The organism is uncultured Methylobacterium sp. (assembly GCF_964242245.1).
Lineage (GTDB): Bacteria > Pseudomonadota > Alphaproteobacteria > Rhizobiales > Beijerinckiaceae > Methylobacterium.
The window spans coordinates 1,947-12,011 of the sequence record NZ_CAXTBY010000117.1 but is presented as its reverse complement, the minus strand read 5'-3'; the positions used below and the strand labels follow the sequence as shown (position 1 = coordinate 12,011).

At 73.6% G+C, this 10,065-nt stretch carries 9 protein-coding genes, 1 pseudogene and 1 riboswitch; of the genes and pseudogenes, 7 read left to right on the top strand and 3 right to left on the bottom strand.

Annotated features, from left to right (window positions below; all coding sequences use genetic code 11):
- Window positions 1–215: 215 nt before the first annotated feature.
- The 3 genes from ACFE8Y_RS18230 to cobU all read right to left on the bottom strand — a co-directional run bounded on the left by ACFE8Y_RS18230 (window position 216) and on the right by cobU (window position 2,987).
- Complete coding sequence (locus ACFE8Y_RS18230; protein WP_375465798.1) at window positions 216–1,673, bottom strand: cobyric acid synthase; 1,458 nt, start codon at window positions 1,671–1,673, stop codon at window positions 216–218.
- 172 nt (window positions 1,674–1,845) lie between these two features.
- On the bottom strand, window positions 1,846–2,463 hold the full coding sequence (cobO, locus tag ACFE8Y_RS18225; RefSeq protein ID WP_375465797.1) for a cob(I)yrinic acid a,c-diamide adenosyltransferase: 618 nt from the start codon (window positions 2,461–2,463) through the stop codon (window positions 1,846–1,848).
- A complete protein-coding gene (gene cobU / locus ACFE8Y_RS18220; RefSeq protein ID WP_375465796.1) occupies window positions 2,460–2,987 on the bottom strand; it encodes a bifunctional adenosylcobinamide kinase/adenosylcobinamide-phosphate guanylyltransferase in 528 nt (175 codons plus the stop codon). The genes cobO and cobU overlap by 4 nt, the downstream gene beginning before the upstream one ends.
- Window positions 2,988–3,051: 64 nt before the next feature.
- Window positions 3,052–3,242, top strand: a riboswitch (cobalamin riboswitch).
- 38 nt (window positions 3,243–3,280) lie between these two features.
- On the opposite strand from cobU, the gene ACFE8Y_RS18215 reads away from it, so the two are divergent.
- The 7 genes and pseudogenes from ACFE8Y_RS18215 to ACFE8Y_RS18185 all read left to right on the top strand — a co-directional run.
- Window positions 3,281–3,457, top strand: coding sequence for a CbtB-domain containing protein (locus ACFE8Y_RS18215; RefSeq protein WP_375465799.1), 177 nt, complete (start codon window positions 3,281–3,283; stop codon window positions 3,455–3,457).
- 22 nt (window positions 3,458–3,479) lie between these two features.
- Complete coding sequence (locus ACFE8Y_RS18210; RefSeq protein ID WP_375465795.1) at window positions 3,480–4,232, top strand: CbtA family protein; 753 nt, start codon at window positions 3,480–3,482, stop codon at window positions 4,230–4,232.
- Window positions 4,225–4,605, top strand: coding sequence for a DUF1636 family protein (locus ACFE8Y_RS18205; RefSeq protein ID WP_375465794.1), 381 nt, complete (start codon window positions 4,225–4,227; stop codon window positions 4,603–4,605). The genes ACFE8Y_RS18210 and ACFE8Y_RS18205 overlap by 8 nt, the downstream gene beginning before the upstream one ends.
- Before the next feature lie 36 nt (window positions 4,606–4,641).
- Complete coding sequence (gene cobW, locus ACFE8Y_RS18200) at window positions 4,642–5,676, top strand: cobalamin biosynthesis protein CobW (RefSeq protein WP_375465793.1); 1,035 nt, start codon at window positions 4,642–4,644, stop codon at window positions 5,674–5,676.
- Between the two features lie 83 nt (window positions 5,677–5,759).
- On the top strand, window positions 5,760–6,338 hold the full coding sequence (locus ACFE8Y_RS18195) for a Uma2 family endonuclease (protein ID WP_375465792.1): 579 nt from the start codon (window positions 5,760–5,762) through the stop codon (window positions 6,336–6,338).
- Window positions 6,339–6,342: 4 nt separating this feature from the next.
- Entirely contained in the window at window positions 6,343–9,852 is a 3,510-nt protein-coding gene (gene cobN, locus ACFE8Y_RS18190; protein ID WP_375465791.1) for a cobaltochelatase subunit CobN, read from the top strand.
- Window positions 9,849–10,065, top strand: a pseudogene (locus ACFE8Y_RS18185) (hypothetical protein); the annotation flags it as partial. The gene cobN and the pseudogene ACFE8Y_RS18185, both read left to right, overlap by 4 nt.

Below are 10,065 nucleotides of genomic sequence, written 5' to 3'. Positions count from 1 at the left end.
CGCCAACGCTCTCAACAATCCTGCCTGAGATCAGCCGCTCAAACAGGCTCTTAGAATCTTGTTTTGTCGCAGGTTTCGGAAAACCGCGGGGCACTTTTCCGAAACCTGCTTGTACCAAGTCTCATGGGTCGTGACCCATGAGGTCCGGCGGACCACCGCCGCCCCGCAGTCGCGGGGGGCGGATCTCAAGGCGTCGGGCTCATCGAGATCCGGTATTAGCGCGCAAGCGCCAGCAGCCGGCCGCAATCGACATGCGCTTCAAGATGCGCGGCCAGGGCATCGAGCACCCGCTCGATGCCGGTCTCGTAGGAGGCGCCGTCGGATTTCGCGCCGAGGCGGGCGAGCCATGCCGCCCGCTGACGATCGTCGGTAAACAGCCCGTGAACGTAGGTCCCGGAGACCAGCCCATCCGCCGAGACCGCCCCGTCCGCGCGCCCGTCGGCAAGCCGCAGCAGCGGCCGGCCCGCGTCAGGACCCGTGGTGTCGCCGACATGCATCTCGTAGCCGGTGAAGGGGGTGCCGTCCGGCACGCTGGCACCGGAAACGGCCTCCAGCCGCTTCAAAGGCGTCATCACGGTATCGACATCGAGGAGCCCGAGCCCCGGTACGTCACGCGGTGCGCCCTCGATCCCGTGCGGGTCGGCCAGCGTCCGCCCCAGCATCTGGTAGCCGCCGCAGAGCCCGAGCACCCGGCCGCCGCGGCGGACATGCGCGCGCAGGTCCACGTCCCAGCCCTGCGCACGGACGAAGGCAAGATCGTCGATCGTGGTCTTGGAGCCCGGGAGCAGCACCAGGGCGGCATCGCCCGGAATCGGTTCACCCGCTCGCACCAGCACGACCTCGACCGCGGGCTCGGCCCGCAGGGGATCGAGGTCGTCGAAATTGGCGATCCGCGGAAAAACAGGCACCGCGATCTTCTTGTGGGTTCGCGTCCCCGCGGCGGAACCGACCAAGCCCAGGACGTCTTCCGCCGGCAGGCGGGCGGCATCCGGAAAGTGCGGGATCAGGCCGAGGCTCGCCCATCCGGTCTGCTTCGCGATCAGGTCCATGCCGTCGGCAAAAAGGCTCGGATCGCCGCGGAACCGGTTGACGAGGAAGCCGACGATCATCGCTGCGTCCGCCGGATCGATCACCGCCTTCGTGCCCACGAGGCTGGCGATGACGCCGCCGCGGTCGATGTCGCCGACGAGCACCACCGGCGTGTCCGTGGCGCGGGCAAACCCCATGTTGGCGATGTCGCCGGCGCGCAGGTTCACCTCCGAGGCCGAGCCCGCGCCCTCGACGAGGATCAGGTCGGCTTGCCGTTTCAATCGCGAAAAACTGTCGAGCACCGCCGCCATCAGCCGGGGCTTCCAGGCCTGGTAGTCGCGCGCCGTCACGGTCGCGACCATCCGCCCCTGCACCACCACCTGGCTGCCGACCTCGCTCTGCGGCTTCAGGAGCACCGGGTTCATGTGGACCGACGGCGCGACCCCGGCCGCCCGGGCCTGGAGGGCCTGGGCGCGGCCGATCTCGCCGCCGTCGGCGGTCACGGCCGCGTTGTTCGACATGTTCTGCGGCTTGAACGGACGCACCGCCAAGCCGCGGCGGGTGAAGGCGCGGGCGAGCCCGGCGACGATCAGCGACTTGCCGACGTCGGAGCCGGTGCCCTGGATCATCAGGGCGCGGGTCATGCCACGACCCGTCCTTCTCCCCCTTGCGGGAGAAGGTGGCCCGCGCAGCGGGTCGGATGAGGGGAGCGACGGTGCCGGATGCGATGCTCCCCTCTCCCGGCCCTCGCGTGAGCCGAGGCCCACCCTCCCCCGCAGAGGAGGGCAGCGCCTGCCGGGTGTCGGGGACGACGCATCAGAACTCGATCCCCGCCTGCGCCTTCACGCCGGCCGAGAAGTGGTGCTTGACGTTGCCCATCTCGGTCACGAGGTCGGCGGCCTCGACCAGGGCGGGCTTGGCGTTGCGGCCGGTGACGACGACGTGGAGGTCGGGGCGCCGGGCGCGGAGCGTCGCCACCACCGCCTCGACGTCGAGGTAGTCGTAGCGGAGCGCGATGTTGAGCTCGTCGAGGACGAGGAGGCGGATCGTCGCGTCGGCCATCAGGTCGGTGGCCTTGGTCCAGGCCTGCCCGCAGGCGGCGATGTCGCGGGCCTTGTCCTGGGTCTCCCAGGTGAAACCCTCGCCCAGCGCGTGCCACGCGACCCGGTCGCCGAAGGCTTCGAGCGCGTGCGCCTCACCGGTGTCCCAGGCGCCCTTGATGAACTGCACCACCCCGATCCGCCAGCCGCGGCCGAGCGCCCGCAGCGCGAGGCCCAAGGCCGCCGTGGTCTTGCCCTTGCCGGAGCCGGTGTTGACGATGAGCAGGCCCTTCTCGATCGTCTTGCCCGCCACCTCGGCGTCCTGCACCGCCTTGCGCTTCGCCATCTTCGCGCGGTGGCGGGCGGCGTCGTCGCGTCCGGGATCGTCGGTCATGGCGTTCCTTGCGGCTTCACGGTCAGCGGCAGGCCGGCGACCGTCAGGACGACGCGGTCGACCTCCCGCGCGAGCCGCTGGTGCAGGCGTCCGGCGGCGTCGCGGAACCGGCGGGCGAGCGCGTTGTCGGGGACGATGCCGAGGCCGACCTCGTTCGAGACCAGCACGACCGGTCCGGGCGCGGCGGCACAGGTCGCGGACAGGGCGTCCGTCGCCGCGTCGAGGTCGGCGTCCGAGAGCAGGAGGTTGGTGAGCCAGAGGGTGAGGCAATCGACCAGCACCGGCCCTTGCGCCTCGGCAAGCGCCGCGGGGAGGGCCAGCGGCACGTCCCGCGTGATCCAGCCGGCGGGGCGCCGCTCGCGGTGGAGGGCGATGCGCGCGCGCATCTCGTCGTCCCACCCTTGCGCAGTGGCGAGGTAGAGCCACGGGGTGGGCGTGGCCTCGATCAGCGCCTCCGCGTAGGCGCTCTTGCCCGAGCGCGCGCCGCCGAGCACGAGGGTCGTCCGGGGACCGGCCTGCTGCATGCCCTCCCTTGCCCCAAGCCCGGCCGGCCCGTCAAAGCCTCCGTTGTGCGCGACCGCGCGACAGGCTAAGACTTTCTGCGACGGTGCCCCGGAGACGGGGTGAAAAGGGAATGCGGTGAGGGGCGACCCGACTCCGCGGCTGCCCCCGCAACTGTGAGCGGCTAGCGCCTGCCATCGCCACTGGTCTCGCACCGGGAAGGCGGCAGGCGCGGCGATCCGCGAGCCAGGAGACCTGCCGTCCCCCGCACGTTCTCGAACGCCGCCGGCGGGGCGGCCGGAGATGTTTCGTCATGATGACCACGCAGACCCAGACTGTTCCCGGCGCCCGTGCGAACGAGGGCTTCGCTGCGATCGCGCTCGCCGCGATGCTCGGCCTCGGGCTCGTGTTCCTGGCCGGCTTCTCCCCGGCCTCGGCGCTGCACAACGCGGCGCACGACTTCCGGCACACGCAGAACTTCCCGTGCCATTGACCGCCTGAATCCAGGCGTCCCCATGCTCATCCGGCTCCTGTCGGCGGCGCTCGCCGCCGGCTTCCTCGCGGCCGTCGTCGCGACCGGCCTCGAACTCGCCCTCACCTCCCCGCTGATCATCGCGGCCGAGCGGTTCGAGACGCATGCCGCCGTCGAGGCGTCTGCTGCGGAGACCTCGCGACCGCTGCTGCACCGCGCCCACGCGCACGAGGGCGGCCATGAGGCGGGTGAGGCGCACGCCGCACCCGAGTGGCAGCCGGGAGAGGGTGTGCCGCGCATGCTCTTCACCGGTCTCGCGACCCTGGTCGGCGGGATCGGCTACGCCCTGCTCCTCGGCGCCGTGATGCTGGCCTGCGGCCGCGAGCCGACGCCCGAGCGCGGTCTCGCCTTCGCGGTCGCCGGCTTCCTCGCCGTGGCGCTGGCGCCGGCGCTCGGCCTGCCGCCGGAGCTGCCCGGCAGCGAGGCCGCACCGCTCGCCACGCGGCAGGCGTGGTGGGTGATGACCGCGACCGCAACCGCCATGGGCCTCTACCTCATCGCGATCCGGCGCGTGCCGATCACCATCCTCGGCGGCCTCGTGCTGATCGTGGCGCCGCATCTGGCCGGCGCGCCGGAGGTGGCGGTGGGGAAGTCCGAGTTGCCCGCCGGACTCGCGGCGCAGTTCGCCGCCCGCTCGCTCGCCATCGGCTTCGTGTTCTGGGCGGTGATCGGCCTCGCCTTCGGCCGGGCGTGGCGGACTTTTGCCCCCAAGCCCGCGGTGGCCGCCCGTGCCTGACACCGTCCTCTACGTCTGCACCGCTTGCCGGATCGCGGGCGACGCGCCGGACGGGCCGCGCGCCGGCGCCCGGCTGCTCGACGCGCTCCGCGAGGCTGCGGCCCGATTGCCCGAGCCGGCCGGCGTGAGGATCGAGCCGGTGGAGTGCCTCTCGGTCTGCAAGCGGCCCTGCACCGTCGCGGTCGCATCCGAGAACCGTTGGACCTACGTCTACGGCGACCTCGACCCGGCCGAATCGGCCCGCATCATCCTCGACGGCGTCGGGCGCTACGCCGGCACGCCGGACGGGATCGTGCCGTGGCGAGAGCGGCCGCAGGAATTCCGTACGGGCGTCGTCGCCCGGATTCCACCTTTCCCGCCGCGCGCGGCCTGAGCCCGCGGCAGGAGCACCCATGAGCCGAGAGCACCCATGAGCATCGTGCAAAAGATCCCCTGCACCATCGTCACCGGCTTCCTAGGGGCCGGCAAGACCACGCTGGTGCGCCACGTGATCGAGAACGCGGGCGGCCGGCGGCTGGCGATCCTGGTCAACGAGTTCGGCGACGTCGGCTTCGACAAGTCGTTTCTGGCCGCCTGCGGCGTCGAAGGCTGCACCGAGGAGTCGATCGTCGAGCTGCCCAATGGCTGCATCTGCTGCACGGTGGCCGACGACTTCGTGCCGGCGCTGAACGCCCTCCTCGATCGGGCCAATCCCCCAGAGCATATCCTGATCGAGACCTCGGGGCTGGCGCTTCCCAAACCCCTGGTGCAGGCGTTCCAGTGGCCGGCGATCCGCTCGCGGGTGACGGTGGACGGCGTCGTCGCGGTGGTGGACGGGCCGGCGGTGGCGTCCGGCGCCTTCGCCGAGGACCCGGATGCGCTGGCCGAGCAGCGCGCGGCCGACCGGGCGGTCGATCACGACAACCCGCTGGAGGAGGTGTTCGAGGACCAGCTCCTCTGCGCCGACCTCGTGGTGCTCAACAAGTCCGACCTGCTGGACACCGCAGCGCTGGCGGAGGTGCGGGCCGAGGTGGAGCGCCAGCTCCCCCGCGCGGTGAAGGTCGTGGAGACCGCGCACGGAAGAATCGACCCGCGCGTGCTCCTCGGCCTCGCTGCCGCCGCCGAGGACGACCTCGACGCCCGCCCCTCCCACCACGGCGCGGGCGAGGACCACGACCACGACGACTTCGAGACCGTGGCGCTTCCCGTCCGCACCGCGATCACCGCGGGCGACCTCGCCGCGCGGGTCGAGAAGGCCGCCGAGACCGCGGGCGTGCTTCGGATCAAAGGGTTCGCCGACGTCGCGGGCAAGCCGATGCGCCTCGTGGTGCAGGGCGTCGGCCGCCGCGTCAGCCACCATTTCGACCGTCCGTGGCGGCCGGCGGAGGTCCGCGACGGCACGCTGGTGGTGATCGGGCTGAAGGGCTTCGACCGGGGCGCGGTCGCGGCCGCGCTCGCCGGTTAGGAATCCGATGGTCCGGCGCGCTACGCTCTCGCGCCACAGTATTGAAACCGGTTTTCAGGATGCTCGACCGCAGACCGCACCCGATGAGCGTGGATGCCTTCTTCGCTTGGCAGGAAAGTCAGGTGGAGCGCTACGAACTGGTGGGCGGCATGCCGCGCCTGATGGCCGACGCCCGCAACGTCCACGACGACATCGTCGTCAACGTCTTTGCCCTGCTCCGCACGGCCTTGCGCGGCAGCCGCTGCCGTCCCTTCACGGGCGACGGCAGCGTCGAGACCCTGCCCGGGCAGATCCGCCGGCCGAGTGTCGGCGTCGATTGCGGACCGCGCGATCCGAACGCGATGAGGGCGGCCGAGCCGCGCGTCGTCGTCGAGCTGCTGTCCCCGAGCACCCGCGACGATGCCTTCGAGAAAGTCGCCGAATACCGGGCGATGGACGGGCTGGAGCACATCCTGCTGGTCAAGCCGAACGCGGCCGAGATCCGCCTCTGGTCCCGCGAGGCGGACCGCGGCTGGACGGAGGCGCGCATTCTCGGCCTCGACCGGACGGTGCCCCTTCCGGCGCTCGGCATCGTGCTGCCGGCCGCCGAGATCTACGATGGCGTCACCGTCCCCGCCCGCCCGCGCCGCGTCGCCGACGGGCCGGGCGCCCCGGCGGCCTGACCGCATGCACCTGATCCGCATCGATACGGTCAGCCTCGACGACGGCGAGGCGGCGGTCGATCTCGGGCAGCAGCCCGGCGACATCGTCTTCCTGTCGTTCACCGATTCGGACCTCTCGGGCGTAGCGGACGCGCACGCGGCGTGCGGCGCGGGGTTTCCGTCCCTGCGGCTCGCCAAGCTGTCGCGCCTGCGCCATCCGATGTCGGTCGATCTCTACGTCGACACGATCGTCTCGACGGCGAGGATCGTCGTGATCCGCTGCCTCGGCGGCCTCGATTACTGGCGCTACGGCATCGAGCGCTGCGCGGCCGCGGCCCGCGCGGCCGGCGTCAAGCTCGTGGTCCTGCCGGGGGACGACCGGCCCGACCCGCGCCTCGCGACCCACGCCACCGCCCCCGATATGGCGCCGGTCCTCGACGCCTACTTCCGCGCGGGCGGACCGGAGAATTTGCGGCGGATGCTCGCCCGGCTGGCTGCCGAGATCGGGTTTCCGACGACTGTCGAGCCGCCGCAGCCGTTGCCGCGCGGTTTCCCCTGGTGCCCCGGCTGTGGGCCGCTGCCGCTGGAGACGGCGCTCGCCGCAGGCGCATCGCCGCTCGGGCTCGCGTCGCCGACCGGGTCCGCGCCGATGCCGGACGCACCGGAGACGCTGGTGCTGGTTCTGGTCTACCGCTCGGCGGCGCTCGGCGGCGACGGCGCTCCCGCGAACGCACTGGCCGCCGCACTCCGGCAGCGCGGCATCGGTACGCTGACGCTCGCCGTCTCGAGCCTGAAGGACCCGGAGGCGGTGGAGGCCGTCCGCGCCGCCATCGCAGCCCGGCGGCCGGACCTGATCGTCGCGGCGACCGCGTTCGCGGCTCGCGACGATGCCGGTTTCGTCCTCGACGGCGCCGACTGCCCCGTCCTCCAGGCCTTCACGGTCGGGAGCCCGCGGGAGGCGTGGCAGGCCTCGGCGCGGGGCATGAACGCCGCCGACCTCGCCATGCAGGTGGCCCTGCCGGAATTCGACGGGCGGCTGTCGGGATTCCCGGTCGCGTTCAAGCAGGAGGCGCCGGAGGCCGACGGCTACGCCGAGCGCCGGGCGGTGCCATACCGGCCCGGCATCGCGGCGCTGGCCGACCGCGCCGCGGCGTGGCTCCGCTTGGCCGCCACGCCGCGCGACCGGCGCCGGATCGCCGTGGTGCTGTCGGACTATCCCGCCCGCGGCGGCCGCGCGGGCTTCGCCGTCGGCCTCGACACCCCCGAGAGCGCCCGCGCGCTGTTCGACGACCTCGCCGACGCGGGCTACGCGGCCGGGGCGCTACCCGACGCCGCGTCCCTGATGTGCGCGCTGACGGAGGACGCGCCGACGGTCTCGGTGTCGCTCGCGGACTACGCGGCGTGGCTCGCGACCCTGCCGGAGGCGTCGCGTGCCGCGCTGAGCGAGCGCTGGGGCGAGCCGGAGGTCGATCCGGCCTGCACGAACGGCGCATTTCACGTCCGCGCGGTCGCGCCGCCCTCCGATCGCGCTCATTCAGTCCTGCGCGGCCCCCTCTCCCATGGGGAGAGGGCTGGGGTGCGGGGCGTGACCTCTCCAGATGCGGCACGCTCCTCACCTCGTCCTTCTGCCTCTGAAGGAAGGAACCCGCGCGCGGACGACGGCGCGTGCGACGTGCCCGGCCGCGTCGCGATCTTCCTCCAGCCCGACCGCGGCCGGGCCGCCGACCGCAAGGCCGGCTACCACGACCCCGACGCGCCGCCGACGCACGCCTACCTCGCCTTCCACCTCGGCCTGCGCGAAAACTTCGATGCCCTGGTCCACCTCGGCACGCACGGCACCACCGAGTGGCTGCCGGGCAAGGCCGTAGCGCTGTCGCCCGAATGCTGGCCGGCCCGCGCGGTCGGCGCGCTGCCGGTGGTCTACCCGTTCATCATCGACGATCCCGGCGAGGCCGCGCCCCTCAAGCGCCGGCTCGGCGGCATCGCCCTCGGGCACCTGACGCCTCCGGTGGAGGCCGGCGGACGCGATCCGGAGACGGCGCGGCTGCGCGACCTGGTGGAGGAGTACGCCTCGGCCAGCGTCCTCGATCCGCGCCGGGCGGCCCTGATCGCCCGGGGCATCCTCGACGACGCCGAGGCGGCGGGCCTGCTGGCCGGCGCCGGCATCGGGATCGACACGCCGATGGCCGACGCGCTCGCGGCGCTTGACGCCCACCTGTGCGACCTCGGCGAGACCGCCTTTCGCGATGGGCTGCACGTCTTCGGCCGCGCGGCGCAAGGGGCGTCCGGCGCGGTCGCGGCCTGCGCCGAGGCCGAGCGCGCCGGGCTGATCGCCGCGCTCGACGGCCGCTTCGTGCCCCCCGGGCCCGCCGGCTCGCCGTCCCGCGGGCGCACCGACGTGATGCCGACAGGCCGGAACCTCACGACGCTGGACCCCCGCGCGCTGCCGACCCGCGCGGCGGCAATGCTGGGCGAGCGGGCCGCCGCAGCGGTCGTGCTGCGCCACCTCCAGGACGAGGGCGAGTACCCGGCGCGCGTCGTCATGGATCTCTGGGCGTCGCCGACGCTGCGCACCGGCGGCGAGGACGTGGCCCACGCGCTCGCCCTGATGGGCGTGCGCCCGACCTGGGACCACGCCTCGACCCGCGTCACCGGCTTCGAGGTGCTGCCGCTGGCCCTCCTCGACCGGCCGCGCATCGACGTGACCGTGCGCGTCTCCGGCGCGTTCCGCGACACCTTCCCGGACACGCTGGCGCTGCTCGACCGCGCCGCCCGCGCCGTCGCGCAGCGCGATGAGGCGGACGACGAGAACCCGCTCGCCGCAGCCCGCCGGCGGGGCGAGGGGCAGGCCCGCGTCTACGGCGCCGCGCCGGGCCGCTACGGCGCGGGGGCGGCCGAGACGGCCCTCGACGGCGCCTGGGCCACGCGCGACGATCTCGGCCGCGCCTACCTCGCGGCCAGCACTTATGCCTACGGCGACGCGGAGGGTGCGGACGCGGACTTCGCCGACCGCGTCGCGCAGGCCGACGCCTACCTCCACGCCTTCGACGTGGCCGAGCGCGACCTGTTCGACGGGGACGCCGCCGTCGACGCGATGGGCGGGTTTGCGGCCGCCGCGTCCCTGGGCGGCGGGTCGCCCGCGCTCTACGGCCTCGACGTGTCGAACCCCGACCGCCCGAGGGCGCGCACCGCCCGCGAGGACGCCACCCGCCTGATCCGCGCGCGGCTGAGCCATCCGCGCTGGATCGCGGGCCAGCTCCGGCACGGCTACCGCGGCGCGCAGGAACTGGCCCAGGGGCTCGACGCGGTCTTCGTGCTGGCCGCGACCACCGACGCCGTCGGCGACGCCGACTTCGACCGGCTCTACGCCGCCTGGATTGCCGACGCCGACACCTTCGACCGCCTGCGGGCGGTAAACCCGGCAGCGACCCGCGCGATCCTGGAGCGCTTCGACGAGGCGCGCGCCCGCGGCCTCTGGACGAGCCGGCGCAACGCGATGCCCGCCGACGAACTCATGCCGCAGGCGGCCGAATGAGCGCGCCGCGCCGCATCCCGCCCGACGTCCCCGGCCGCCGCGGCTGGTGCCCCGGCCTCGCGCGGCCGATGCCGACCGGGGACGGCCTGCTCGCCCGCATCCACCCGCGGCTCGGCATCCTCACGCTTGCGCAGGTGCGCGCCGTGGCGGAGGCCGCCCGCCGCCTCGGCAACGGCCACGTCGACGTCACCGCCCGCGCCAACCTCCAGGTTC

Excerpts from the sequence above, each read along its gene's own strand:
- ACFE8Y_RS18215 (WP_375465799.1), top strand. The coding sequence starts at position 3,281 with ATGACCACGCAGACCCAGACTGTTCCCGGCGCCCGTGCGAACGAGGGC.
- cobO (WP_375465797.1), bottom strand. The coding sequence starts at position 2,463 with ATGACCGACGATCCCGGACGCGACGACGCCGCCCGCCACCGCGCGAAG.
- cobU (WP_375465796.1), bottom strand. The coding sequence starts at position 2,987 with ATGCAGCAGGCCGGTCCCCGGACGACCCTCGTGCTCGGCGGCGCGCGC.
- cobW (WP_375465793.1), top strand. The coding sequence starts at position 4,642 with ATGAGCATCGTGCAAAAGATCCCCTGCACCATCGTCACCGGCTTCCTA.
- cobN (WP_375465791.1), top strand. The coding sequence starts at position 6,343 with ATGCACCTGATCCGCATCGATACGGTCAGCCTCGACGACGGCGAGGCG.
- ACFE8Y_RS18230 (WP_375465798.1), bottom strand. The coding sequence starts at position 1,673 with ATGACCCGCGCCCTGATGATCCAGGGCACCGGCTCCGACGTCGGCAAG.
- ACFE8Y_RS18195 (WP_375465792.1), top strand. The coding sequence starts at position 5,760 with ATGAGCGTGGATGCCTTCTTCGCTTGGCAGGAAAGTCAGGTGGAGCGC.
- ACFE8Y_RS18210 (WP_375465795.1), top strand. The coding sequence starts at position 3,480 with ATGCTCATCCGGCTCCTGTCGGCGGCGCTCGCCGCCGGCTTCCTCGCG.